The sequence below is a fragment of the Maritimibacter sp. 55A14 genome (genome assembly GCF_003122205.1).
Lineage (GTDB): Bacteria > Pseudomonadota > Alphaproteobacteria > Rhodobacterales > Rhodobacteraceae > QEYE01.
Genome location: NZ_QEYE01000006.1, coordinates 137,637 through 163,325, shown reverse-complemented (window position 1 = coordinate 163,325; position 25,689 = coordinate 137,637). Strand labels below are relative to the sequence as shown.

25 protein-coding genes are annotated in these 25,689 nt (G+C 66.5%); 17 read left to right on the top strand and 8 right to left on the bottom strand.

The window, feature by feature from the left end; translation table 11 throughout:
• Genes pstA through phoB form a run of 4 tightly spaced genes read left to right on the top strand, consistent with a single transcriptional unit; the run spans position 1 to position 3,554 of the window.
• Positions 1–1,308 carry a phosphate ABC transporter permease PstA gene (gene pstA / locus DDZ14_RS07165; protein ID WP_233252512.1) on the top strand — a complete coding sequence of 436 codons (1,308 nt, stop codon included), beginning with the start codon at positions 1–3 and terminating at the stop codon, positions 1,306–1,308.
• A 16-nt stretch (positions 1,309–1,324) separates the two neighbouring features.
• On the top strand, positions 1,325–2,122 hold the full coding sequence (gene pstB, locus DDZ14_RS07160; protein ID WP_109424260.1) for a phosphate ABC transporter ATP-binding protein PstB: 798 nt from the start codon (positions 1,325–1,327) through the stop codon (positions 2,120–2,122).
• Positions 2,123–2,136: 14 nt separating this feature from the next.
• Positions 2,137–2,862 carry a phosphate signaling complex protein PhoU gene (gene phoU, locus DDZ14_RS07155; protein ID WP_109424304.1) on the top strand — a complete coding sequence of 242 codons (726 nt, stop codon included), beginning with the start codon at positions 2,137–2,139 and terminating at the stop codon, positions 2,860–2,862.
• On the top strand, positions 2,862–3,554 hold the full coding sequence (phoB, locus tag DDZ14_RS07150) for a phosphate regulon transcriptional regulator PhoB (protein WP_109424259.1): 693 nt from the start codon (positions 2,862–2,864) through the stop codon (positions 3,552–3,554). The genes phoU and phoB overlap by 1 nt, the downstream gene beginning before the upstream one ends.
• Before the next feature lie 66 nt (positions 3,555–3,620).
• Here the strand turns inward: phoB and DDZ14_RS07145 are convergent, their stop codons facing one another.
• Positions 3,621–4,802 (bottom strand): FAD-binding oxidoreductase, encoded by a 1,182-nt coding sequence (locus tag DDZ14_RS07145; RefSeq protein ID WP_109424258.1) that lies wholly within the window; start codon positions 4,800–4,802, stop codon positions 3,621–3,623.
• 172 nt (positions 4,803–4,974) lie between these two features.
• Here DDZ14_RS07145 and aroQ point away from each other — a divergent pair, with 172 nt between their 5' ends.
• On the top strand, positions 4,975–5,430 hold the full coding sequence (gene aroQ / locus DDZ14_RS07140) for a type II 3-dehydroquinate dehydratase (protein WP_109424257.1): 456 nt from the start codon (positions 4,975–4,977) through the stop codon (positions 5,428–5,430).
• Positions 5,427–6,182, top strand: coding sequence for a LuxR family transcriptional regulator (locus DDZ14_RS07135; protein WP_109424256.1), 756 nt, complete (start codon positions 5,427–5,429; stop codon positions 6,180–6,182). The genes aroQ and DDZ14_RS07135 overlap by 4 nt, the downstream gene beginning before the upstream one ends.
• A gap of 331 nt (positions 6,183–6,513) precedes the next feature.
• Here the strand turns inward: DDZ14_RS07135 and tsf are convergent, their stop codons facing one another.
• Positions 6,514–7,389, bottom strand: a complete 876-nt coding sequence (tsf, locus tag DDZ14_RS07130) for a translation elongation factor Ts (protein ID WP_109424255.1) — start codon at positions 7,387–7,389, stop codon at positions 6,514–6,516.
• A gap of 85 nt (positions 7,390–7,474) precedes the next feature.
• Positions 7,475–8,266, bottom strand: coding sequence for a 30S ribosomal protein S2 (rpsB, locus tag DDZ14_RS07125; RefSeq protein WP_109424254.1), 792 nt, complete (start codon positions 8,264–8,266; stop codon positions 7,475–7,477).
• Between the two features lie 198 nt (positions 8,267–8,464).
• Between rpsB and DDZ14_RS07120 the strand changes: the two genes are divergently transcribed.
• Positions 8,465–9,379, top strand: a complete 915-nt coding sequence (locus DDZ14_RS07120) for a pseudouridine-5'-phosphate glycosidase (RefSeq protein ID WP_109424253.1) — start codon at positions 8,465–8,467, stop codon at positions 9,377–9,379.
• Positions 9,380–9,473: 94 nt separating this feature from the next.
• Positions 9,474–10,184, top strand: coding sequence for a DUF502 domain-containing protein (locus tag DDZ14_RS07115; RefSeq protein WP_109424252.1), 711 nt, complete (start codon positions 9,474–9,476; stop codon positions 10,182–10,184).
• Positions 10,185–10,200: 16 nt separating this feature from the next.
• Here DDZ14_RS07115 and DDZ14_RS07110 read toward each other — a convergent pair whose 3' ends face one another.
• On the bottom strand, positions 10,201–10,311 hold the full coding sequence (locus DDZ14_RS07110; RefSeq protein ID WP_109424251.1) for an entericidin A/B family lipoprotein: 111 nt from the start codon (positions 10,309–10,311) through the stop codon (positions 10,201–10,203).
• Between the two features lie 8 nt (positions 10,312–10,319).
• Complete coding sequence (locus tag DDZ14_RS07105) at positions 10,320–12,131, bottom strand: extracellular solute-binding protein (RefSeq protein WP_109424303.1); 1,812 nt, start codon at positions 12,129–12,131, stop codon at positions 10,320–10,322.
• A 282-nt stretch (positions 12,132–12,413) separates the two neighbouring features.
• Here DDZ14_RS07105 and DDZ14_RS07100 point away from each other — a divergent pair, with 282 nt between their 5' ends.
• The 6 genes from DDZ14_RS07100 to arsJ all read left to right on the top strand — a co-directional run bounded on the left by DDZ14_RS07100 (position 12,414) and on the right by arsJ (position 18,021).
• On the top strand, positions 12,414–13,187 hold the full coding sequence (locus tag DDZ14_RS07100; RefSeq protein ID WP_109424302.1) for a 3-hydroxybutyrate dehydrogenase: 774 nt from the start codon (positions 12,414–12,416) through the stop codon (positions 13,185–13,187).
• A 91-nt stretch (positions 13,188–13,278) separates the two neighbouring features.
• Positions 13,279–14,313 (top strand): patatin-like phospholipase family protein, encoded by a 1,035-nt coding sequence (locus tag DDZ14_RS07095; RefSeq protein WP_109424250.1) that lies wholly within the window; start codon positions 13,279–13,281, stop codon positions 14,311–14,313.
• 95 nt (positions 14,314–14,408) lie between these two features.
• Positions 14,409–14,834, top strand: coding sequence for a DUF4399 domain-containing protein (locus DDZ14_RS07090; protein ID WP_369914635.1), 426 nt, complete (start codon positions 14,409–14,411; stop codon positions 14,832–14,834).
• A gap of 66 nt (positions 14,835–14,900) precedes the next feature.
• Positions 14,901–15,755: a helix-turn-helix domain-containing protein gene (locus DDZ14_RS07085; RefSeq protein ID WP_199221305.1), complete on the top strand. Its 855-nt coding sequence runs from the start codon at positions 14,901–14,903 to the stop codon at positions 15,753–15,755.
• Entirely contained in the window at positions 15,752–16,759 is a 1,008-nt protein-coding gene (locus DDZ14_RS07080) for an ArsJ-associated glyceraldehyde-3-phosphate dehydrogenase (protein WP_109424249.1), read from the top strand. The genes DDZ14_RS07085 and DDZ14_RS07080 overlap by 4 nt, the downstream gene beginning before the upstream one ends.
• Positions 16,759–18,021, top strand: coding sequence for an organoarsenical effux MFS transporter ArsJ (arsJ, locus tag DDZ14_RS07075; protein WP_109424248.1), 1,263 nt, complete (start codon positions 16,759–16,761; stop codon positions 18,019–18,021). The genes DDZ14_RS07080 and arsJ overlap by 1 nt, the downstream gene beginning before the upstream one ends.
• A gap of 18 nt (positions 18,022–18,039) precedes the next feature.
• Here arsJ and DDZ14_RS07070 read toward each other — a convergent pair whose 3' ends face one another.
• Positions 18,040–18,663 carry a helix-turn-helix domain-containing protein gene (locus DDZ14_RS07070; protein ID WP_109424247.1) on the bottom strand — a complete coding sequence of 208 codons (624 nt, stop codon included), beginning with the start codon at positions 18,661–18,663 and terminating at the stop codon, positions 18,040–18,042.
• A 133-nt stretch (positions 18,664–18,796) separates the two neighbouring features.
• On the opposite strand from DDZ14_RS07070, the gene DDZ14_RS07065 reads away from it, so the two are divergent.
• The 3 genes from DDZ14_RS07065 to DDZ14_RS07055 are packed head-to-tail and all read left to right on the top strand — an operon-like array spanning position 18,797 to position 21,500.
• Positions 18,797–20,356 carry a class I adenylate-forming enzyme family protein gene (locus DDZ14_RS07065; RefSeq protein WP_109424246.1) on the top strand — a complete coding sequence of 520 codons (1,560 nt, stop codon included), beginning with the start codon at positions 18,797–18,799 and terminating at the stop codon, positions 20,354–20,356.
• Positions 20,353–21,006 carry a DsbA family oxidoreductase gene (locus DDZ14_RS07060; protein WP_109424245.1) on the top strand — a complete coding sequence of 218 codons (654 nt, stop codon included), beginning with the start codon at positions 20,353–20,355 and terminating at the stop codon, positions 21,004–21,006. Before DDZ14_RS07065 ends, DDZ14_RS07060 begins: the two co-directional genes overlap by 4 nt.
• On the top strand, positions 21,003–21,500 hold the full coding sequence (locus DDZ14_RS07055; RefSeq protein WP_109424244.1) for a metal-dependent hydrolase: 498 nt from the start codon (positions 21,003–21,005) through the stop codon (positions 21,498–21,500). The genes DDZ14_RS07060 and DDZ14_RS07055 overlap by 4 nt, the downstream gene beginning before the upstream one ends.
• 115 nt (positions 21,501–21,615) lie before the next feature.
• On the opposite strand, the gene mfd is transcribed toward DDZ14_RS07055, so the two are convergent.
• Complete coding sequence (gene mfd / locus DDZ14_RS07050; RefSeq protein ID WP_109424299.1) at positions 21,616–25,077, bottom strand: transcription-repair coupling factor; 3,462 nt, start codon at positions 25,075–25,077, stop codon at positions 21,616–21,618.
• 39 nt (positions 25,078–25,116) lie between these two features.
• Entirely contained in the window at positions 25,117–25,644 is a 528-nt protein-coding gene (locus tag DDZ14_RS07045) for a component of SufBCD complex (protein WP_109424243.1), read from the bottom strand.
• Positions 25,645–25,689 lie beyond the last annotated feature (45 nt).

The following is a 25,689-nucleotide window of genomic DNA, read 5'->3' as shown; positions in this document are numbered from 1 at the left end:
ATGACCGACATGCAAGCCGAACGCGGCGACACGTCCGCCACGCTGCGGATCAACTGGTCCGACCCGGCCATCGGTGCGCGGCTGGCCCGCCGCAAGCGCCGGCAGTTCTGGCTGAAGGGGCTGGGACTCGCCGCGATTTCGGTGGCCTTCGCGATGCTCTTCATCCTGGTCGGCTCGCTCCTCTCCACCGGCTACCAGGCTTTCCGCCAGACCCATGTCGCGATGGAGGTCCGTCTCGACCCCGCGCATATCCGCGCCGACAATCCGGCGCGCGGCAATTTCCGCGCCATCGTCGGCGAAGCGGTCGCAAACCTCTTCCCCGAGATCGAGGACAGGGCGGATCTGCGCAGCGCCACCGGCATCGTCTCGAACGGGGCGCAGTTCATCATCCGCGACCGGGTGGTCGAGAACCCGGACCTGATCGGCCAGACGATCCGGGTGGAGGTGCCGGTCTCGGACAATTACGACCAGCTCGCCAAGGGGCTTCTGGATCGCGACACGCCAGAGGAACACCGCCGGCTCAAGGATGACGAGATCGCCCGATTCGACCAACTGGCCGAAGCCGGGCTGATCAGCAAGCCGCTCAACACCGCGCTGCTGACCAATGCAGACTCGCGCTTCCCCGAGCTTGCCGGGCTGAAGGGTGCGCTTCTGGGCTCGTTCTACGCACTGATGACCTGTTTCCTGCTGGCCTTTCCCGTGGGCATCGGCGCGGCCATCTACCTGGAGGAATTCGCACCGAAGAACCGGATCAGCGACCTGATCGAGATCAACATCAATAACCTGGCCGCGGTGCCGTCGGTTGTTTTCGGGCTCCTGGCGCTGGCGGTCTTCCTGGGCTGGTTCGGCCTGCCACGTTCGGCGCCTTTCGTGGGCGGTATGACGCTGGCGCTCATGACGCTGCCCACGATCATCATCGCCACGCGCGCAGCGCTCAAGGCGGTTCCGCCCTCAATCCGCGAGGCAGCGCTGGGGGTAGGGGCCTCGCGCCAGCAGGTGGTCTTCGGCCACGTGCTGCCGCTGGCCATGCCGGGCATTCTGACGGGCACGATCATCGGTCTCGCGCAGGCGCTGGGGGAGACAGCACCGCTTTTGCTGATCGGCATGAACGCCTTCATCACCTCTGCGCCGGAGACGCCGTTCTCCAGCGCCACCGCTTTGCCCACGCAGATTTTCATCTGGGCCGACAGCCCCGAGCGCGGCTTCGTCTCGCGCACCTCGGCCGCGATCCTGGTGCTGCTGGGCTTCCTGATCGCCATGAACGCATTGGCCATTTTCCTGCGCAGCAAATTCGAGCGGAAATGGTAAAGAGAGGGTCCAAGCTATGAACGACATGACCAGACTGGAGCGCAAGGTGGACCAGAAGACGATCAAGATATCGGCCCGCGACGTGCAGGTTTTCTACGGCGAGACCCATGCGATCAAGGATGTGAGCGTCGATATCCTGGACAATACCGTGACCGCGTTCATCGGCCCGTCGGGCTGCGGGAAATCCACCTTCCTGCGCTGCCTCAACCGCATGAACGACACCATCGACATCTGCCGTGTCGAAGGCAAGATCGAGATGGACGGCGCCGATATCTACGCCAAACGCGTGGACCCCGTGCAGTTGCGCGCTCAGGTCGGCATGGTCTTTCAGAAGCCCAACCCGTTCCCCAAGTCCATCTACGACAATGTGGCCTACGGCCCGCGCATCCACGGGCTGGCCAGCAACAAGGCCGAGCTCGACGAGATCGTGGAAAAGGCGCTTCGGCGCGGGGCGATCTGGGACGAGGTCAAGGACCGGCTCGATGAGCCCGGCACCGGGCTTTCCGGCGGTCAGCAGCAGCGGCTCTGCATCGCCCGCGCGGTGGCCACGGCGCCGGAGGTGCTCTTGATGGACGAACCCTGTTCGGCGCTCGACCCCATCGCCACCGCGCAGGTGGAGGAACTGATCGACGAGCTGCGCCGCGACTATTCGGTGGTGATTGTGACCCACTCGATGCAACAGGCTGCGCGGGTCAGCCAGAAGACCGCCTTCTTCCACCTCGGCAATCTGGTCGAATACGGCGACACCGGCGACATATTCACCAACCCGGAAGACCCGCGGACCGAAAGCTATATCACCGGCCGGATCGGCTGACGGAGAGCAAAATGATGGAACAGAAACATATCGTCTCGGGCTTCGACCGCGACCTCGAAGGGATCCAGGCGCTCATCATGAAGATGGGCGGCATGGTCGAGACGGAGATATCGCTGGCCGCGAAATCGCTGGAGCTGCGCGACGAGGAACTGGCGCGCAGCGTCGTGCAGAGCGACCGCCAGGTGGACAATCTGGAAGAGCAGGTGGACGAGGAGGCCGCGCGGCTGCTGGCGTTGCGCTCGCCGACGGCGGGCGACCTGCGCACGGTGCTGACGGTGATGAAGATCGCCGCCAATCTCGAACGGGTGGGGGACTATTCCAAGAACATGGCCAAGCGCACCTCGATCCTGGTCGAGATGCAGCCGGTCAGCGGTGCGGCCAGTGCCCTGCGCCGCCAGGCCCGTGCGGTGGAGTTGATGCTGCGCGATGCGCTGGACGCTTACATCCAGCGGGACGCAGACCTGGCGCAGGACGTGCGGGAGCGCGACCGTGAAGTGGACCAGATGTACAATTCGCTATTCCGCGAGTTCCTGACCCACATGATGGAAGACCCGCGCAATATCACCGCCTGCATGCATCTGCATTTCATCGCCAAGAATATCGAGCGCATGGGCGACCATGTGACCTCGATCGCCGAGGAAGTGATCTATCTCGTCACCGGCGCGCGGCCCGAAGATGACCGCCCCAAGGGCGACAAGACCAGCACGACGCCTTATGATCCCGGTGGGGAGGACGACTGATGGCTGTCCCGACCGCACCGCTCGTCTTGGTGGTGGAGGATGAACCGGCCCAGCGTGAGGTGCTTGCCTACAATCTGGAGGCCGAAGGTTTCCGCACCGCGCGTGCGGCCAATGGCGAGGAGGCGCTTTTGCTGACGGCCGAGGAATCGCCGGACATCATCGTGCTGGACTGGATGCTGCCCAATGTCTCGGGCATCGAGGTCTGCCGGCGGCTCAAGACCCGCAACGAGACCCGCGCGATCCCGGTGATCATGCTCTCGGCCCGGTCGGAGGAAGTGGACCGCGTGCGCGGGCTGGAGACCGGCGCGGACGACTACGTGGTCAAGCCGTATTCCGTTTCGGAGCTTCTGGCGCGTATCCGCGCGCAGCTCCGGCGCACGCGGCCCGCGACCGTGGGACAGGAGCTGAGCTTCGGGGACATCACGCTCGATTCCGAACAGCACAAGGTCTTCCGCGACGGCAATGCCGTGAAGCTGGGGCCGACCGAATTCCGCCTGCTGGCAGCCTTCATGGAGAAACCCGGCCGCGTCTGGAGCCGCGAGCAACTTCTCGACCGGGTCTGGGGGCGCGACATCTATGTGGATACGCGGACGGTGGACGTGCATATCGGTCGGCTGCGCAAAGCGCTCTGCAAACATGGCGGGGAAGACCCGTTGCGCACGGTGCGCGGCGCCGGATACGCATTGGGCTGATGCGTATAATATGAATTATGTAAAATATGTGACTGTGCCGTCCGGTAAGCATCGCGCGCCAAGTCCCTAGACGATAGCGATTTCCCGGAACGGACGGTTCTCCAATATGCGCGCCACACCAAGCTCCGACAGATCGAGGCTGCGGTATTCCCCGTGGCAGATCAGTTCCGCGATCCCGCGACCCACGGCCGGCGCCTGTTGCAATCCGTGGCCGCTGAAGCCATTGGCGAAGTAGAAATTCGAAATCTCCGGATGCGCGCCGACGATCGCGTTGGCGTCGAGGCGGTTGTAGCTGTAATGCCCCGCCCACATGCGCAGGATCTTGATCGCATCGAAGCCCGGCGCCCGTGCCCAGAGCCGCGGCCAGATCAGGTCTTCGAATTCCTGATAGCGCGGCTCGAAATCGTCGGGGTCCACGGCGGGATCGTCCTGTGGGATGGTCGCGCACAGCCATTGATCGCCCTCGGGCCGCAGGTAAAAGCCCGTATGGTCGACCAGAAGCGGCGCATCCGGGTGAACCGCATTCGGGGCATCAATGATGAAAACCGTCCGTTTCCGGGCCTCTATGGGAATATCCTTACCTGCCATACGGGCGATTTCGGCACCACGTGTGCCGGCGGCATTCACCAGCGCGCCTGCGGCGACCCGCCGCCCCGAAGCCAGTTCGACCGCGGTGATCCGGCCGCCATCCTGTTGCAGCCCCGTGACCCGGTCGGTCACGTAGTCCACACCGCGCGCGCGGGCTGCTCGACGCAGGCCGCCCAGAAGGCCCATATTGTCGAACCAGCCTTCATGGCGAGGCCCGAACGAGCCCGAGGTGACATCGGAAAGGTTCAGGAACCGAAACAGCGCAGCCAGCGCCGCAGGATCCAGGAGCTCGGTTTCGGCACCAAGATCGCGCTGCAAGGCGCAGTTATTGCGAAGAATTTCGTCTTGTGCATCACTACCGGCCAGAAAAAGATACCCGTTCTCGCGCAGGCACAAATCATGCACCCCGCCCTCCTTGCCCAGATAGCGCGAGGCGTTGCGGATGAACTCCAGTCCGAAGCGCGATATCTCCACATTGATCCGATTGGAGAACTGCAGGCGGATCGACGCTACGGAAAGCGCGGTGGAGGCCGTGGCGTAGCCGGGATCGGGCTCGACGACCAGCACGCGGCCGGAAAATCCGTCCATATGCGACAACCAGTAGGCGCATGCGCTGCCCATGACCGCACCGCCGGCAATGACCACGTCATAGCTGTCCATCCGTCACCCCCTCGGCTCTTTCACTGGCTTTAGCCCATCCGGGGCCGATATGACCAGAGACTTCGATACAAACAGAACCGGCGTCCGGGCGCCGATTTGTAACACGACAAGCATATCACTCGACAGGTCCTGCCATGAGCAATATCCTGCCGACAGTTTAGGGATGAACGTTATGAAATCGCTGGCCATTCTCAATGGACCGAACCTCAATCTTCTGGGGCGGCGTCAGCCCGAGATATACGGGCGCACGACATTGAACGATATCGAAGTCATGTGCCGCACGCATGCTGAACGGCTCGGGGTCGAGCTGGCCTTCAGCCAGTCCAACCACGAGGGCGAGCTGGTGGAGGCGATCCATGCGGCGGTGGGAACGCATGACGGGCTGATCCTGAATGCCGGCGCCTACACGCATACTTCGGTTGCATTGCGCGACGCGATCGCGTCGGTCGGGCTGCCGGTGGTCGAGGTGCATCTGTCGAACATCCACGCCCGCGAGGCTTTCCGCCATCACAGTCATATCGCGCCCGTGGCGCTCGGCCAGATCTGCGGCTTCGGAGCGACCGGATACGTATTGGCGATGGATGCGCTGGCATCGCATCTCTCAGGCGCAACGGACGCGGCGACATGAAGAACTTCGTCGGCCAATTGACCGCGATCACCAATGCCAGAAGCATCGAGGAGGTCTGGCTGCTCTATCTTGAACGCATGGCCGATTACGGGTTCGACAGGCTTCTCTATGGCTATACCCGGTTCATGGGGCAGCACAATTTCGGCGATTTACGCGATGCGGTCATCCTGACCAACCACGAACAGGAATATATCCGACTGTTTCTCGACGAAGGCTTCTACAACCACGGCCCGATGATCCGCTGGGCGGCGCGCCATACGGGCGCCTGTAGCTGGGGCAAGATCGAGCGCTGGCAGAGTGAGGGGAGCCTCAGCGAGAAGGAGATCGAGGTGGTCGAGATGAACCGGCGCATGGGGCTGCACGCCGGCTATACGATCAGTTTCGAGGAAGGCAACACGCGCTGCCGCGCCGCGGTGGGCTTGCGCGCGCGGACCGATCTGAACCAGGAAGACGTCGAGTTGATCTGGGCGGCATCCGGCGACGAGATCGTGCTTCTGAGCAATGTCGCGCATATGCGGATCACCCAACTGCCCTATTCCGAGGGGCGCAAGCTGACCGAGCGCCAGCGCGAAGTCCTGCAATGGGTGGCCGACGGAAAGACAACCCAGGATGTCGCCTGCCTGCTGGGACTCACGCAAGCGACAGTTGAAAAACATCTGCGCCGCGCGCGGGAAGCGCTCGACGCCGAGAACACGGCGCAGGCGATTCTGAAGGCGTCCGTCCAGAACCAGTTCTTCACGATACCGGGCTGAATTGTTGATTCGCCAATGGGTAAGGAATTCCAGACCTTTGTGCCGGAATCCCCCACTTTATTTACCCAAAAGAACATGGCATCCTGTCACCGTTCCGTGAGTGGTGGCATTATAGCCATGGAACATTCCGGCAGGTTCAGCCCCGGTGTTTTCGGGGGGGCCTGCCGGTTCCTCCGACAACCGGGGGTCGATCCGGTTTTTTCCGGTCGCACCCGGTCTTCATCGGTAATCCGGGTCGCCTGTCTCTCATCCCCAGACACGTGCTGCCCGAGGGGAACGGTGCCGTCGCAAGGCGGCACCGTTTTTCGCTTTCAAATCAACATCCGGGATGTCAGTTTCCGGCCACCTTGGCGACTTCGGCGGCGAAATCCTCTTCCTTTTTCTCTATGCCCTCGCCGACCTCCAGCCTGACAAAGCCCAGCACCTCGACACCCGCATCGGTCGCCGCCTGGCCCACGGTGATATCGGGGTTGATGACGAATTTCTGCTTCAGCAGCGTCACCTCCTCGAAGAACTTGTTCATCCGGCCCTGGATCATCTTCTCGATGACCGCCTCCGGCTTGCCCGATTCGCGGGCCTGCTCGGTCAGGACGGCTTTCTCGCGCTCGACCAGAGCGGGGTCGATATCGGCTTCCGAGAGCGACGCCGGGTTGGCCGCGGCGACATGCATGGCGATCTGCCGGCCAATGCCGTTGTCCTGCCCCTTGAGCGCGACCAGCACGCCGATCTTGCCCATGCCGTCGACCATCTGGTTATGGACATAGGCGGCGACGCTGTCGCCCTCGACCTTCGCCATGCGGCGCAGGGCCAGGTTCTCGCCGATCGTGGCGATCTTGCCGGTGATCACTTCCTCCACGGACTTGCCGCCCAGATCGGCGGCCTTCAGCGCGTCGAGATCGGCGGCGCCGAGCGCGGCCTTCGTGATGTCGCCCACCATGGTCTGGAACTCGGCGTTCTTGGCAACGAAGTCGGTCTCGGAATTGACCTCGACCGCCACGCCCTTGCCGCCTTCGACGGCCAGGCCGACAAGCCCTTCGGCCGCGGTCCGGCCGGATTTCTTCGCCGCCTTCGCCAGGCCCTTGGTGCGCAGCCAGTCCACCGCGGCGGCGATGTCGCCATCGGTTTCGGTCAGCGCCTTCTTTGCGTCCATCATGCCCGCGCCGGTCTGGTCGCGGAGCTCTTTCACCTGTGCTGCGGTGATTGCCATGATCGTCTCCTGAAATGCTCGATTGCATAAGCGGCCGGTGCAGTCTGCACCGGCCGCATGTCGATTGCGCGACGCGCGGTCGGCCTCAGCTTTCGGCCGGGGTCTCTTGCGCGGCCTCGGGCTCGTCCTTGACGGCCTGCTCTTCCAGGCCCTCGGCCATCTCGCCGACATCGACGCCGGCGGCGCCGAGTTGCGCGGACATCCCGTCGAGTGCCGCGCGCGCGACCAGATCGCAGTAGAGCGCGATGGCGCGGGCCGCGTCGTCGTTGCCGGGGATGATGTAGTCCACCCCGTTGGGCGAGCAGTTGCTGTCCACCACCGCGACGACCGGAATGCCCAGCTTGTTGGCCTCGGCGATGGCGAGCTGTTCCTTCTTCACGTCGATGACGAAGAGCAGATCGGGCACGCCGCCCATTTCGCGGATGCCGCCGAGCGAGGACTGGAGTTTCGTCTGCTCGCGTTCCATGCCGAGGCGTTCCTTCTTGGTCAGCCCGCCGGCGCCGTCTTCGAGCTGTTCGTCGACCGCCTTGAGCCGCGAGATGGAATTCGACACGGTCTTCCAGTTGGTCAGCGTGCCGCCCAGCCAGCGGTGGTTCATGTAATATTGCGCGGAGCGCTCCGCGGCATCGGCAATCGCGCGCTGCGCCTGCCGCTTGGTGCCCACGAAGAGGATGCGGCCGCCCTTGGCCACCGTCTCGCGCACCACGTTGAGCGCCGCATCCAGCATCGGCACGGTCTGGGTCAGGTCGATGATGTGGATGCCGTTCTTCTCACCATAGATGAACGGGCCCATCCGCGGATTCCAGCGGTGGGTCTGGTGGCCGAAATGGACGCCAGCTTCGAGAAGCTGACGCAATGTGAATTCGGGGAGCGCCATAAGGTTTCCTTTCCGGTTTGCGCCTGGGCGGGGGATCAGGGCATATGCCCAACCGGCGGACCGTTGCGGGATGTCTCCCCGCAGGGCCCAGCCCCCGCCTGTGAAGTGGCTTGGCCTTTACAAGACCCTCGATCCGGATGCAAGCCCCTGCCCCGCGCCCCCTTGCCACGGCGCGTGCGGCGGTCCAGAAACGGAGACATGACCGACGCGCCTCTCATCGTCAGCCAGCCCGTGCGCGCGGCCCTTGCAGGCAATGCGCCGGTGGTGGCGCTGGAAAGCACCATCATCACGCATGGCATGCCCTGGCCGCGCAACCTGGAAACCGCGAAGGCAGCCGAAGAGGCCGTGCGCGCCGCGGATGCCACGCCGGCGACTGTCGCGGTCATTGACGGACGTATCTGCGTCGGGCTGGAACCCGAGGCGCTGACCGCGCTCGCTCGCGACGTGGCTGCCGCCAAGCTCAGCCGCGCCGATCTCGCGCTTTGCCTGGCGCGGCGGCAGACCGGATCCTGCACCGTGGCCGCGACGATGATCTGCGCCCGGCTGGCCGGCATTTCGGTCTTCGCCACCGGCGGCATCGGCGGGGTCCATGCCGGTGCGGAGACGAGTTTCGACATCTCCGCCGATCTGGCCGAGCTTGCCCAGACCCCGGTGACGGTGGTGGCGGCGGGGGCGAAGGCCATCCTCGACCTGCCCAAGACGCTCGAGGTGCTGGAAACGCTTGGCGTGCCGGTGATCTGCCACGGCAGCGACGAGTTTCCCGCCTTCTGGTCGCGCCGCTCCGGCCTGCCGGCGCCGGCGCGGATGGACAGCGCCGCCGAGATCGCGCGCGCCCATGCCCTGCGCGCGGCGCTCGGTCTGCCCGGCGGCCAGCTCGTCGCCAACCCGATCCCGCCGGAAGCCGAGATCCCGCTGGAAGAGCTTGCGCCGCTCATCGCCCGCGCCCAGCGCGAGGCCGAGGCCGAGGGCATCCGCGGCAAGGCGGTGACGCCCTTCCTGCTGGCGCGGCTTTTCGAGTTGACCGAGGGGCGCAGCCTGGAGGCCAATATCGCGCTTCTGCTCAACAACGCGCGGCTGGCAGCCGCGATTGCCTGCGAACTCGCCGGGCGCTGACCCGCCGCCGCCCCTTTCGCCGCCCGATATTGTACAAAACGCCCAACATGCCTAGATTGCAGCAGTCACGGCAGATGCTTGCAACGGACGCCCGATGAAGAACGAAGACGCGGAAAACGGCGCCAGGCGCCACAGACCGGGCCGCCTCGCGGCGCTGCGCGCGAATTTTCTGACCGGGCTGATCATCGTGGCGCCGGTGGCGCTGACGCTCTACCTGGTCTGGTGGACAATCGGCGCGATCGACGCCTGGGTGCTGCCATTCGTGCCCAAGAAATACCAGCCCTCCACCTATATCGGCGTCGATGTGCGCGGCGTGGGTGTGGTGATCTTCTTCGTCTTCACCATGCTGGTGGGCTGGATGGCCAAGGGGCTGATCGGCCGCTCGCTGATCCATTGGGGCGAGCGGATTGTCGACCGCATGCCCATAGTGCGCACGCTCTACAACGGGTTCAAGCAGATCGCCGAGACGGTGCTCAGCCAGACGGAATCGAATTTCGAGAAAGCCTGCCTGGTGGAGTATCCGCGCCGCGGCATCTGGTGCATCGCCTTCGTCTCGACCTCCGCGAAGGGCGAGATCAAGGGGTCGATCCACGTCGATGACGAGATGCTGTCGGTGTTCCTGCCGACGACACCGAACCCGACATCGGGTTTCCTGCTCTTCGTGCCGAAACGTGACGTGATCTTCCTGGAAATGGGAGTCGAGGACGCGGCGAAGCTGGTGATCTCGGCCGGGCTGGTCTACCCGAATCCGAAAGATCCCACGCGCCCCGCAATCCCGGCGAACCGGCCCACGGCCGCCGAATAGCAGCGGCCCGACCGGCTCAGAAGGCGTTCCGGACCGCCCGCGCGCCGCTCGATATGTCCTGCCCCATCCCCTCGACGGTGCCGCATGCCGAAAGCGCAAGGCTCACGATCAGTAATATCCGTGCCATTCCTGTCCCTACTCCGCATACCACCAGACATCGGGCTGAAAACCCAGCCAGTCGCCATATATGGGCAGCTTGGAGGGATAATGCAGTTCCCGCGCATGCGCAATCCGCGACACGTCGGAATGCCAGATCGGCACCACGTAACGCCCGGCCATCAGCACCCGGTCGAGCGCCTTGACCGCGGCGACGAAGCCCTCGCGGCTGCGCGCGGTCAGCATCTCGTCGATCATCGCGTCGGCGGCGGGGCTCTTCATGCCCATCCAGTTGCGCGCGCCAGGCAGGTCGGCCACCTGCGAGCCCCAGTAGAGCCGCTGCTCGTTGCCGGGCGAAAGCGACAGGCCGCGGCTCATCGGGGTCATGTCGAAATCGTATGAATTGGTGCGCTCGCGGTATTGCGCGGCATCGACCACGCTGACCGTCGGGGTGATGCCCAGCCGCGCCAGCGCGCCGGTGTAGATATCGACCGCCGCCTGGATCTCCTGCGCGCCGACCTGCAACAGGATCTCGAAGCGGAAGGGCCGCCCGGCGGCGTCGCGCAACGCGCCGTCGCGCACGCTCCAGCCCGCTTCGGCCAGGAGCCGCACCGCGCGGCGCAGATTGGCGCGGTTGCGCCGGCTCCCATCGGCCACGGGCAGGCTGTAGCCTTCGAGCGCGCCGGGCGGCAGGCTGCCCGCGAATGGCTCCAGCAATTCCCGCACCCGCCCCTCGGCCGGGCCGTGATCCATGCCCAGGAAGGAGTTGGAGAAATAGGACGTGATGCGCGGCTCAAGCCCGTCATTGAGGGTCCGGCTGATGAACTCGAAATTGAAGGCCAGGATCATCGCTTCGCGCACCCGCCAATCCGCGAAGACCGGCCGACGGGTGTTCATCACGAAGCCCGCGATGCCGCTGGGCCGCTGATGAGGGATTTCCGATTTCACGATCTCGCCCGAGTGCACCGCCGGCACGTCATAGGCGGTTCGCCAGCGCGTGGCCGAGGCTTCCCGGTAGGTCGTGACCGTGCCCGCCTTGAACGCCTCGAAGATCACGTTGGCGTCGGCGAAATACTCATGGCGTATCTCGTCGAAATTGTGCCGGCCGCGGTTGAAGGCCAGATCGCGGCCCCAGTAATCTGGGTCGCGGCGGAAGCTGATGAAGCGGCCAGGCTCGAACCCGCCGATCAGGTAGGGGCCCGAGCCCACCGGCACCCGCAGGCTGGAAGCGGCGAAATCCACGCCCTCCCAATCGGCCTTCTTGAGGATCGGCCGCAGCCCGATGATCAGCGGCAATTCCCGATCGGGGGTGTTGAAGCTCACGCGCAGGCTGCGCGGTCCGGTCTTCTCGATCGCCTCGATTTTCGACCAGGCGGCGTGGTAGCGCGGGTGACCCCCGGTGCCCAGCGTCTCGATTGACCAGATCACATCCTCGACCGTGACCGGGCTGCCATCGGAGAAGCGCGCGGCCTCGCGCAGGGTGAAGGCCACCCAGTCGCGATTCGGCCCGGTTGCCACGGTTTCCGCGAGCAACCCGTATAGCGAGAACGGCTCGTCCCAATTTCTTCCCAGGAGTGTTTCGAACATCAGCGTCCGGATCGCATTGGGCGCCCGCCCCTTCACGATCCAGGGATTGAGCGAATCGAAGCCGCCGGTTTCCCCGAAGACGATCCGCCCGCCCTTTGGGGCGTCGGGGTCGGCGTAAGGCAGTGCCACAAAATCAGGTGGTAGCGCGGGGGCGCCATACATAGCTATGCCATGCTGCGGTTCCGCACGGGCCGGGGCGCCAATGAGGAGAAGCGCGCAAAGGCCCAGCCTCGCGGCCCATCGCGGCAGATCGGGCAATGTCATGCGGGAACTCTCCTGAAGCATCTGCGCGAGCGGTGAAGGGTAGGCTACTGACCGGGCATGCGTTTTTCAAACTTTTAACTTGGCCTCAAGCATCTGATCGCCTATAAAGAGGGCACTGCTCGATAGGTTTCTTGCCTGTATGAAACCTGCCTCAATAACTCAACGCCCGCCTCGTGCGGGCGTTTTTTTTGGTCATCACTTCCTGGTGCGCAGATGGACATTTCGCAGTCGCAGCATGTACGCTGCGGCCAGCGCAACGCCATCTATGGAAGGATCACGCATATGTCGCTGAAGGGTAAGACCGCGGTCGTCACCGGCTCCAATTCCGGGATCGGGCTGGGCATCGCAGAGGAACTGGCGCGGGCGGGCGCGCAGGTGATTCTGAATTCCTATACCGACGATCCGGAAGACCACGACCTGGCCGCGCGAATCGCCCGCGAGCACGATGTGAATTGCCGATACATCCAGGCCGACATGTCGAAGGGCGACCGCTGCCGCGCGCTGATCGAGGAAGCCGGCGGCTGCGATATCCTGGTCAACAATGCCGGGATCCAGCACGTGGCGCCGATCCCCGATTTTCCGGTCGAGAAATGGGACGCGATCATCGCCATCAACCTGAGTTCGGCCTTCCACACGACCGCCGCCGCCCTGCCCCATATGCGCAAGCGAGGCTGGGGGCGCGTGGTCAACATCGCCTCCGCGCACGGGCTGACGGCCTCGCCGTTCAAATCGGCCTATATCGCCGCCAAGCACGGGATCGTTGGGCTCTCGAAGACCACGGCGCTGGAGACCGCGGAAGAGCCCATCACCTGCAACGCGATCTGTCCGGGTTACGTGCTGACCCCGCTGGTGGAGGCGCAGATCCCCGACACGATGAAGGAATACGGCATGGACCGCGAGACGGTGATCCGCGACGTCATGCTCGCGCGCCAGCCGTCCAAGGACTTCGCCACGGTGGAGCAGATCGGCGGGACCACGGTTTTCCTGTGCTCGGAGGCCGCCGCGCAGATCACCGGCACGACCATCTCGGTCGATGGCGGGTGGACCGCGCTGTGAGCGCGGCCACGGGCGGGGGGCTGTCTGCCCCCCGCGCCCCCCGAGGATATTTTCGGCAAGAAGAATACGGACCCGGGCGCGAGGGCCGCGCATGAGCCGGACGCGTGCGATCAACCTGGCGCTCCAGGGCGGCGGGGCGCATGGCGCCTTCACCTGGGGGGTGCTGGACCGGCTGCTGGAGGATGAGGCGATCGAGATCGCCGGGATATCGGCGACCTCGGCGGGGGCGCTGAACGGGGCGGCGCTGAAGGCGGGGCTGCTGGAGGGCGGGCGCGCGGGCGCACGCGAAAATCTGGACTGGCTCTGGAGGCAGATCGGCGCGCTGAGCGATCCGGTGCTGGCCGACTGGATGGCGGCCGTGAGCCCACCGGTGGAGCAGCTTGCACGCGTGCTCGACGCCTCGCCCTTCTTCAACTGGGCAGATGCGATGGGCCGGATCCTGAGCCCCTATGCCCTGCCCGGCGACAACCCGCTGCGGCGCATCGTGGAGCGGTTCCACTGGGACAGCGTCTGCGCGATGTCGGGACCGGCGCTTCACATCTGTGCCACCAATGTGCGCAGCGGAAAGGTGCGCGTCTTCACCGGCGAGGAGATATGCACAGACACGATCCTGGCCTCGGCCTGCCTGCCGACGCTTTTCCGGGCGGTGGAATGGGACGATCCCGCGACCGGGCGGTGCGAGGCGTTCTGGGACGGCGGCTATACCGGGAACCCGGCGCTTTTTCCACTTTTCGCGGCCGATCTGCCGCGCAACATCGTGATCGTGAACATCAATCCGCTCCGTCGCGATGCGGTGCCCAAGGCAGCCCGCGACATCCAGAACCGGATCAACGAGATCAGCTTCAACTCCTCTCTGCTGCGCGAGTTGCGGGCGATCGCCTTCGTCAAGCGGCTGATCGCGGAGGGCGCGGTGGAACCGCGCAGCATGAAGGATGTGCTGGTCCACATGATCGCCGACGATGCGCTGATGACGCAGCTTTCGGTAGCCACGAAGCTGATGCCCAACCCGGTGGTGCTGCACCGGCTGAAGGAGGCGGGGCGGCATGCCGCGGACCGCTTCCTGCTGTCCCATCGCGGCGATCTCGGGGAATGCGGCACGGTGGGGCTGTCGGAGATGTTCGGCTAGGCCGCACGGCATGTCACCTTTGCGTGCGCGGCATGGCGGCCGATTGCTCCGGCGGGCCAGCCCGACTATTCACGATCCGAAAGAAAGGACCGACCATGAACATGTTTGCACGCATCGGCGCGGTGGCGCTTTGCCTGGCCGCGCCGGCTTTCGCCGGGGACGCGCAAGCGCCCGAGGGCGCGGAGCTATATTTCGTCAACCTCGAGGACGGCGCGCGCGTGTCGAGCCCGGTGACGGTGATCTTCGGGCTCAAGGGCATGGGCGTGGCGCCCGCGGGGACCGAGGCCGAGGGTGCGGGCCATCACCACCTGTTCATCGACCGGTCGGCCTATTCTGCCGATAAGGCTGCCGCGGGCATCCCGAAAGACGCCTATCACCGGCATTTCGGCGCCGGGGAGACGCAGGTGGAACTGATGTTGAGCCCCGGCGAGCATAGCCTGCAACTGGTCCTGGGCGATGCCAATCATGCGCCGCACGACCCGCCCGTGGCCTCTGACCGGATTGTGATCACCGTGGAGTGACGCGGGCCGGGCCGCCGCCATAAAAGCTTCACTTGCGGGCAGACATAATTCCAGTATTCATGAATTATGGAACTGAACCGGCAGGCAAACATCCTCACCACCCTCGGCCATCCCGGCCGCCTGGCCGTGTTCCGGCTGCTCGTCCGGCATGCGCCCCGGCCGGTCCGGCCGGGCCGGATGGCCGAGGCGCTGGCGATCAAACCCAACACGCTTTCGGTTTATCTTTCGGCGCTGGCGCAGGCCGGGCTGGTGCATGGCACGCGGCACGGCAAGGCGATCGAGTATCGCGCGGATCTGGTGGCACTCGGCGGGCTGGTGGATTTCCTGGTCGCCGATTGCTGCCGGGGCCGGCCGGATCTCTGCGCGCCGGCGGCGCGCCATGTCTTCACGCGGGAAAAGGAGACACCCCTCATGCCCGAGACATCCTTCAACGTGCTTTTCATCTGCACCCGTAATTCCGCCCGGTCGATCTTTGCCGAGGCGCTCCTCCGGGATCTGGGGGGCGGGCGGTTCAAGGTCTGGTCGGCCGGAACACAGCCCGGCGCGGCGCTCCATCCCGAGGCGCAACGGTTGCTGGAGCGCAACGGCCATGACACCGCGGCGCTGGGAGCCAAGGGCGTGGAAGAATTCCGGGACGCCGACGCGCCCGCCTTCGATTTCGTCTTCACGGTTTGCGACCGGGCCGCGGGCGAGGAATGCCCGCCCTGGCCCGGCCTGCCGCTGACCGCGCATTGGGGCATGCCCGACCCGGCCCGCGCGGAGGGCAGCGAGGCCGAGCGCGCGCTCGCCTTCGCCGATGCCTATGCCATGCTGCGCCGCCGGATCGCGGCCTTCGCCAACCTGCCCTTTTCAGAGCTTGACCGGGTGGCGATGCAGAAATCCGTCGACGAGATCGGCGCTGAGGCCGGGGAGACCGCGTGATGCGAATCGCAGTGAACGGCCTCGGCCGGATGGGCAAGCTCGTGCTGCGCGCGCTGGCGGACGATCCGGCGGGCGAGATTGTGCTGATCAACGACATCGCAGGCACGCCGGAGCAACACGCGCTCTGGCTGGAATTCGACACCGTTCATGGCCGCTGGGACGCACGGATCGTCCATGACGTGGACGGGGTGACGGTCAATGGCCAGAGGATGCGCGTGACGGGCGCGCGCGACATCGCCGAACTGCCGCTGGAGGAGATGGGCGTCGATCTGGTGATCGAGTGCACCGGGGCGCACAAGACCCCGGCGCGGCTGCAACCCTATTTCGAAGCCGGAGTGCGCAAGCTGCTGGTCTCCGCCCCGGTGAAAGAGGCCCCTGCCCTGAACCTCGTCTACGGGATCAATCACGATCTCTACGACCCGGCCGTGCATCACATCGTGACGGCCGCAAGCTGCACCACGAATTGCCTGGCGCCCGTGGTCAAGGTGCTGCACGAGGAGATCGGCATCCGCCACGGCTCCATCACCACGATCCATGACGTGACCAACACCCAGACGATCGTGGACCGTCCGGCGCGCGATGCGCGGCGGGCGCGGTCGGGGCTCAATTCGCTCATCCCGACCTCCACCGGATCGGCCACCGCGATCACCCTGATCTATCCGGAACTGGCGGGCCGGATCGACGGGCATGCGGTGCGGGTGCCGCTGCTCAACGCCTCCCTGACGGATTGCGTCTTCGAGATGGTGCGCGAGACCGACGTGGCCGAGGTGAACGGGCTTTTCGAAGCCTGGGCGGCCGGGCCCCTCAAGGGCATCCTGGGCTATGAGAAGCGGCCGCTCGTCTCGGCCGATTACACCGACGACCCGCGCTCGGCCATCATCGACGGACCCTCCACCATGGTCGTGGCGGGCACGCAGGTGAAGCTCTATGCCTGGTATGACAACGAATGGGGCTATGCCTGCCGGCTGGCCGATCTGGCGCGGCTGATCGCCGGGGCGGCGTGATGCGCGACGGGCTTGCGGCCTATGGCGCGGTGACGGCGGCCTATTGGGCCTTCATGCTGACGGACGGCGCGCTCAGGATGCTGGTGCTGCTGCATTTCCACGTGCTGGGCTTCACGCCGCTGCAACTGGCCTGGCTCTTCCTGCTCTATGAGGTTGCGGGGATAGTCACCAACCTTTCGGCGGGCTGGATCGCGGCGCGGTTCGGGCTGACCTCGACCCTTTATGCGGGGCTCGGAATACAGGTGGCCGCGCTGCTGGCACTGGCGCAGCTCGATCCCGGCTGGACGCTCGCCGCCTCGGTCGGTTTCGTGATGGCGGTGCAGGGCGCCTCGGGCGTGGCCAAGGATCTGGCCAAGATGTCGTCGAAAAGCGCGGTCAAGTTGCTGGCCCCAGCGCAGGAGGGCGCGCTTTTCCGCTGGGTGGCGCTGCTGACCGGCTCGAAGAACGCGGTCAAGGGGCTGGGGTTCCTGCTGGGTGCCGCACTGCTGGCGCTCGCGGGGTTCCGCGCCTCGGTGCTGGGCATGGCGGCGGCGCTGGCGATGGTCCTTTTGGCGGTGGCGCTGCTGATGCCGCGCGGGCTTCCGGCGGGCCGAAGGGGCGCGAAATTTGCCGAGGTCATCTCCAGGGACGCCAATATCAACCGGCTTTCGGCGGCGCGGCTCTTTCTCTTCGGCGCGCGCGACACCTGGTTCGTGGTGGGCATTCCGATCTATTTTTACGCGGTGCTGTCGGATGGAAGCGCGGCCGGCGACCGAGCGACCTTCTTCCAGGTCGGCGGGTTCATGGCGCTCTGGATCATCCTCTACGGCGCGATGCAGGCCGGCGCGCCGAAGCTCCTGCGCGCGGCCCGCCTGCCTCTGGCGCGGATCGTGACTCTAGCGCGGATCTGGGCGGGCGCGCTGGTGCTGGTGCCCGCGGCGCTGGCGCTGGCCGCGATGGCGGCGACGGGCACGCCGGGCTGGCTGACAGTCACGCTGGTCCTGGGGCTCCTGGTCTTCGGACTGGTCTTCGCAATCAACTCGTCGCTCCATTCCTACCTGATCCTGGCCTTCGCGCAGGCCGAGCGGGTAACGATGGATGTGGGGTTCTACTACATGTCGAACGCCGCCGGGCGGCTGGCGGGCACGGTCCTGTCGGGGTTGAGCTACCAGGCGGGCGGGCTCGCGCTCTGCCTCGCCACGGCGGCGGCGATGGCGGGGCTGAGCTGGCTTTGCGCGGCCCGCCTCTCGCGCCATGTGGCGGGCGAGGCGGGATCGGTGTAGACGCGCCGCGCGCGCCGCTCAGACCAGCGACGTGACCCAGAGCAGCGTCGCGTCGTCGTCGCTGACCGAAATCACGTTATGGCCCATTGCCGCGTCGTAATAGACGCCGTCGCCGCGGCGCATCTCGACAGGCTCGAAATGCTCGGTATAGAGCCGGATCACGCCGGTGAGTACATAGAGGAATTCCTCCCCCTCGTGGCGCACCCAGCCGTCGAAGGCGTCGAGCGAGCGCGCCCGGACGCGGGTGCGGTAGGGCAGCATGCGCTTGGGATCGAGCCCGCCGGCCATCAGTTCGTGCTCGTAGGTGGGGGTGAGCAGCGGCTTGCCCGCGCCGTTGGGGGTGACATCCATGCGCGGTGCGCTCTCCAGTCCCGGCGAGGGGGTAAAAAGCTGTGGCAGGGAGATGCCCAGCCCGTCGGCCAGCTTGCGCATCGCCTCGAATGTGGGCGACATCTGCTGGTTCTCGATCTTCGAAAGCGTGGAGCGCGCGAGCCCCGCCTGTCGCGCCGCCTTTTCCAGCGTCCAGCCCCGCGATTTGCGGATCTCGCGCACGCGCTGGCCGAGATTGAGCGGCGCGACCTGCGCCACGCCCCCGCATTCGCGCGCCAGCCGCAGGAGGGAATGGGACTGCTGCGTTGTCATGGGCGCCAAGATTAGGCCGGGTCGCGGGGGCTTGCAACTGCGCCGGGCGCGACTTAGCGAGAAAGGGGCGCCCGGCGGCGGAGGCGCATGCCTCCGGCGGGGATATTTGGAGCAAGAAGAAAGGACGGGCGCGATGGGCGGTCGGGACGGTGCGGGAACGGCGGCGGGGCTGTCGGTTTTCGACGCAGGCGCGCCCGAGCCCTGCCCCGCGCCCTTCAACATGGCCGCGCATGTGCTGGCGCGCGCGGGCACGCAGCCCGACAAGGTGGCGCTGGCAGTGGTCGATGCGCGCGGTGCGCGGCGCTGGAGCTATGGCCGGCTGGAGGGCGCGGTGCGCGGCGTGGCGGGCGGGCTCACGGACCGGGGGCTCGCGCCCGGCGACCGGGTGCTGATGCGGCTGGGCAACGATGTGGAATTTCCGATCCTCTTCCTGGCCTGCCTTGCTGCCGATCTGGTGCCGGTGCCGGTTTCCGCGCAGCTCACCGCGCGCGAACTGGCCGCGCTGCTGCCCGGCCTCGCGCCGGCGCTGATCGTGCAGGGCGAGGGCCTCGCGCTGCCCGATCCCCTGCCCTGCCCGGTCATGCCCGCCGTGGCGCTGGCGGCGATGCATGACGGGGCGCCCGCGCCCTATGCGATGGGCGATCCGGAGCGGCCTGGCTATATCGTCTACACCTCCGGCACCTCGGGCCGGCCCCGCGCGGTGGTCCATGCGCATCGCGCGATCTGGGCGCGGCGGATGATACTGGAGGGCTGGTACGGGCTGGGGCCCGACGACCGACTGATGCATGCCGGCGCCTTCAACTGGACCTACACGCTGGGCACCGGGCTGATGGATCCCTGGTCGGTGGGGGCGACCGCGCTCATCCCCGGTGCGGGCGCGGACCGGCACAGCCTGCCGCTGCTCCTGCGCCGCCACGAAGCCAGCATATTCGCCGCCGCACCGGGCGTTTTCCGGCAGATCCTGGAGACCGGCGCACCCCTCGACCTTCCGCGGCTCCGGCACGGCCTTTCGGCCGGCGAGGCGCTGCCCGCGGAGGTCGCGCGGGACTGGCGCGCGCGCACCGGCACCGCGATCCACGAGGCGCTCGGCATGTCGGAATGCTCGACCTTCATCTCCGGGAGCCCGGCCGCCCCGGCGCGCCCGGGGACGCTGGGCCGTCCGCAGACGGGCCGCCGCGTCGCGGTCCTGGCCCCGCGCGGCACCGCGCCGGTGCCGCTGGGCGAGCCGGGCCTGCTGGCGGTCTCGGCGCGCGATCCGGGGCTGATGCTGGGCTATCGCGGCGCCGAGGCCGAGACGCGGGCGCGGTTTCGCGGCGAATGGTTCGTCACCGGGGACATGGTGCGCATGGAGGCGGACGGCGCGATCGCCTATCTGGGCCGGTGCGACGACATGATGAACGCGGGCGGCTACAGGGTTTCGCCGCTGGAAGTGGAAACGGCGCTGGCCGAACATCCCGAGATACGGGAAGCTGCCGCAACGTCGGTGCCGGTCAAGGCCGGGGCCGAGGTGATCGCCGCCTTCTATACCGCCGATCACGATATTGCGGAGGAGGCGCTGGCGGGGTGGTGCGCGGGGCGCCTGGCGCGCTACAAATGCCCGCGAATATTCCTCCGGGTGGCGGCGCTGCCGCGGGGGGCGAACGGCAAGCTGCGCCGGGGCGCGCTTCGCAAGACATGGAAAGGGCCCGAATGATCAAGCTCGACATCATCTCCGATCCGATCTGCCCGTGGTGCCTGATCGGCAAGACCTGGCTTGACCGGGCACTGGAGGCGCATCCCGACCATCCCTTCGCCATCGAGTGGCATCCTTTCCAGCTGAACCCCGACATGCCGGCCGGCGGCATGGACCGGCAGACCTATCTGGAGGCCAAGTTCGGCGGAAAGGCGGGCGCGGTGCAGGTCTATGGCCGGATCGCGGAGGCCGCCGAGCAGGCGGGCCTCTCCATCGACTGGTCGAAGATCGAGCGCGCGCCTAACACGCTCGACGCGCATCGCCTGATCCACTGGGCGGGGCTGGAGGGGCGTCAGACGCCGGTCGTCGCGGCGCTATTCCGGGCCTATTTCATGGAGGGCCGGGACATCGGCGCGCATGAGGTGCTGGTGGAGATCGCGGGAAGCTGCGGGATGGATGCGGAGATGACGCGCACGCTGTTGGCCGGTTCGGCCGATGCCGAGGACATTCGCGCCCGCGACGCCCATGCGCGCGAGCGCGGCGTGACCGGCGTGCCGACTTTCGTGGTCGGCAGCCAGTATGTGCTGACCGGCGCGCAGCCCAGCGATCTCTGGGGCAAGGTGATCGACGAACTGACCGGTAAGGCCGCCGCCGGAGGGGCCGGCCGATGATGATCGCGCATCTACCTTCGGGCTACCTGCTGGGGCGCGGCGTCGGGGCACGCGGCGGGCTGATGATGGCGGCGCTGGCCGGTGCGGTGCTGCCCGATCTCGACCTGGCGTGGTACTGGCTCGTCGATGGCGGGCGGATCGATCACCATCTCTACTGGTTTCACGCGCCGGGTTTCTGGCTGGTCCTCGGGCTGGCGGGGATTGCGGCCTGCCGGATCTTTGCGCACCGCCTATTGCCCCATGCCACACTGCTGATGGCCGGCGTCTTCCTGCATCTCGCGCTCGACAGCGTGGGCGGCGGGATCATGTGGGCCTGGCCCTTCGGCGAGCGGCTCTATTCGCTCATCGACGTGCCGATGGCGCATGGGCATTTCATCCTCTCCTTCATGCTGCACTGGAGCTTCGCCATCGAACTGTCGATCACCGCGCTGGCGGCCGCGCTGTGGCTCAGGGCGCGTGGCGCGCCGGCCATGGTTCTGCGACGGCGCGTCTAGAGCGGTCCCCATAAAATCAACACATGGCCTTGAGCGGCGGTATGCCCGTTGCCCCCGCACGGGACAAAGGCCGCCCCGCGACCGCCGGACCGCCCGTCCGGGCAGGCGATTTGACCTAGCTTCCCTTGGGCGTCACCGGTTTCACCTTCTCCGCCAGGTCGCGCGCGATGGTATAGGCGCCCTTGATCTTGTCGCTCTCCTTGCGCCAGTCGCGGCGGATGATGATCTTGTTGTCGCGGATCTTCGCGCGGTCGTGCTGGGCCTGGATGAATTCCACAAGCCCTGCGGGATTGGCGAACTTGTCGCGGTGGAATTGCACGGTGGCGCCCTTGGGGCCGCCATCCAGCCGCGCTATGCCGGCGCGCTTGCACATCGCCTTGATGCGCACGACCAGGAGCAGCGTGTTGACCTCCCTGGGCAGTTTGCCGAACCGGTCGATCAACTCCGCCGCGAAGCCCTCCAGTTCGACCTTCGTGGTCAGGCCCGAGAGCCGCCGGTAGAGCCCCAGCCGCACATCGAGATCGGGGACGTAATCGGCCGGGATCAGCACCGGCACGCCCAGATTGATCTGCGGCGCCCACTGGTCATCCGTATCGCTCAGCCCTTCCAGTTCGCCCGCCTTGATGCGCGCGATCGCCTCCTCCAGCATCGACTGGTACAGCTCGAACCCGACCTCACGCATCTGCCCGGACTGTTCCTCGCCGATCAGGTTTCCCGCGCCGCGGATGTCGAGGTCCTGGCTGGCCAGGGTGAACCCGGCGCCGAGGCTGTCGAGCGCGCCGAGCACGCGCAGCCGCTTTTCCGCGCCGGGGGTCAGCGGCACACGCGGCCTGGTGGTCATATAGGCATAGGCGCGGGTCTTGGAGCGCCCGACCCGGCCTCGGATCTGGTAGAGCTGCGCCAACCCGAACATGTCGGCGCGGTGCACGATCATCGTGTTCGCCGTCGGAATGTCGAGCCCGGATTCGATGATCGTCGTGGCCAGGAGCACATCGTATTTGCCGTCGTAGAAGGCGTTCATCCGCCCGTCCAGATCGCCCGCCGCAAGCTGACCATGGGCGACCACGTAGCTGACCTCTGGCACTTCGCGGGCCAGGAATTCCTCCATCTCGCCCAGGTCGCGGACCCGCGGGACGACGAAAAAGCTCTGCCCGCCGCGGTAGTGTTCGCGCAGCAGCGCCTCGCGGACGGTGACGGTGTCGAACTCGCTGACATAGGTGCGGATCGCCAGCCGGTCCACGGGCGGGGTGCCGATGATCGACAAGTCCCGCACACCCGAGAGCGACATCTGAAGCGTGCGCGGGATCGGCGTCGCGGTCAGCGTCAGGACATGCACGTCCGTTCGCATGGATTTCAGCCGCTCCTTGTGGGCGACGCCGAAATGCTGTTCCTCGTCGATGACGAGCAGGCCGAGCTTGTGGAATTTCACCGACTTGGCCAGCAGCGCATGGGTGCCGATGACGATGTCCACGCTGCCCTCGGTGATGCCCTTGCGGGTCTCGGCGGCCTCCCGCGCACCGACGAAGCGCGAAAGCTGCCGGACGGTGACCGGGAAGCCGCGGAAGCGTTCCTCGAAGCTCTTGAAATGCTGGCGCGAAAGCAGCGTCGTGGGCGCGATCACGGCAACCTGGACGCCCGAGAGCGCGGCGGCGAAGGCCGCGCGCATTGCCACCTCGGTTTTGCCGAAGCCGACATCGCCGCAAATCAGCCGGTCCATCGGGCTGCCCGAGCCCATATCTTCCAGCACCGCCTCGATGGCGGCCATCTGGTCGTCGGTTTCCTGATAGGGAAAGCGCGCCGCGAAGGCGTCCCACATGTCGCCCGGCGGCTCCAGCATCGGGGCCGAGCGCAGCGCGCGTTCCGCCGCGATCCGGATCAGCCGGTCGGCCATCTCGCGGATGCGTTCCTTGAGCCGTGCCTTCTTCGACTGCCAGGCGCCGCCACCCAGCCGGTCGAGGATGCCCTCCTCATGCCCGTAGCGGCTGAGCAATTCGACATTCTCCACCGGCAGGAAGAGCCGGTCGCCGCCGGCATATTCCAGCGCCAGGCATTCATGCGGCGCGCCCATCGCCTCCACCGTCTCGAGCCCGGTATAGCGGCCCACGCCGTGATCGACATGCACGATCAGATCACCGGGGCTGAGGCTGGCGGCTTCGGTCAGGAAATCCTCGGCCCGGCGCTTGCGCCGTGGCGCGCGGATCAGCCGGTCGCCCAGCACGTCCTGTTCCGAGATCACCGTCAGGCCGGGCGCGGTGAAGCCCTGCTCCAGCGGCCAGACCGTCAGGAAGACATGGCCCTTTCCCTCAGGCAGGCCGCGCGCGTCGCGCAGCGTCGGGGCATCCGGCAGGTCCTCGTCGGCCAGCAAGCCCGCCAGCCGGTCGCGCGCGCCTTCCGACCAACTGGCAATGACCACGTTTCCGTCTTCGCGCTGTGCCTGAACATGAAGCGCCAAGGCACGGAAAAGACTGACTTCTCTTTGCTGGCGTTCCGGCGCAAAATTGCGTCCGATCCGCCCGCCGGCATCCAGGACGCCGGGCCCGCTGCCCTGGGGAAGCGGGTTGAACCGGATCACCCGCCGGCCCCCCAGCGCGGCCTCGAAAGCCGCCTCGTCGAGATAGAGGAGTTCCGGCGGACAGGGCTTGTAGATCGTGTCCATCCGTTTCTTCCGGTCCATAGCCTCGCGCCGGACATCGTACTGGTCGGCGATCGCCTCCCACCGGGCCAGGTGGAGGGCGGAGATCTGGTCGTCGAATGTCACCGCGGCGCCGGGCAGATAGTCGAAAAGCGTCTCCAGCCGCTCGTGGAAAAATGGCAGCCAATGCTCCATCCCCTGATGCTTGCGCCCCGCAGTCACGGCCTCGTAAAGCGGATCATCGGTGCCCGCGGCGCCGAATTCGATCCGGTAGTTCTGGCGGAATCGGGTGATTGCGGCCTCGTCGAGGATGACTTCGGAGACCGGCGCAAGCTCCACCCGCTCCAGCGTCTCGGTGGTGCGCTGCGTAGCCGGATCAAACCGCCGCGCGCCGTCGAGCACATCGCCGAAGAGATCGAGCCGCACCGGCCCGGACTCGCCCGGCGGATAGACGTCGATCAGCCCGCCCCGCACCGCGTAATCGCCCGGTTCCGTCACCGTTGGGGCCTGCGAGAAGCCCATGCGCACCAGGAAGCTGCGGAGCGCCTCCTCGTCGATCTGCTTGCCCACGCGGGCGGTGAAGCTGGCCTCGCGCAGGATCTCGCGGGCGGGCAGGCACTGCATCGCCGCGCCCAGCGTCGTAAGCAGGATGAAGGGGCCCGGCACCCCATGCGCCAGCGCCGCCAGCGTTGCCATCCGCGTGGCCGAGACCTCGGCATTGGGCGAGATACGGTCATAGGGCAGGCAGTCCCAGGCCGGGAAGCTCAGCACCGTGGCGGAGGGCGCGAAGAAGGCCAGCGCGCGGCGCATCGCCTCCATCCGCTTGTCGTCGCGCGCGACATGGACGACCGGCACGCCGCCGCGATCCAGCTCGCGGGCCAGGAGCCGGGCGTCGTAGCCCTCGGGCGCGCCGCCCAGCGTTATGTCTTCACGTGATGCCGTCATATCGTCCATGCGGGGGAGCTACGGGGCCCGGCGCGAATGTCAACCGCCCAGGATGCTGGTCGCCATGTTGTGCCACATGCCCCAGAAGGCGGTGACGAAGATCGAGAACATGCCGATCACTTGAGTGACCAGCCGGTGCCGGCGCAAGAGCGCGTAGAGCAGATCGCCCTCCGGCGTCTCACGTTGCAGCCGGCGCGCAAAGCGGATCGACAGCAGTCCGACCAGCGACATCGGCGCGGCGATCAGGAAGAGCGCCTGGCAGAACTCGACACTGTAGCCGAAGCCCATCGTGGCGAGACCGGCCAGCAGGAATGTCCCGAGCGCCATCAGCCAGAGCCCGGCGGTATCCGCGATATAGGTCAGCCGGCCGACATTGATCGCCACCATCGCCTCGACATCGTGGGCCGCCTGCCCGCCGTGTCGCCGCGCGCGGGCGACCATGTCGAAGGGCACGCCGATCACCCAATGGCTCGCGGTCGACCAGACCACGGCGAGCATGATCCAGTACCACAGGTTGCTGAAGGACCGCATGTCGATCAGCTCGAATACCCTGGCGTAGAAGTCCAATTCCTGTCCCCGGCCGCGTTATGCGTGACACTAATGCGGTTGATC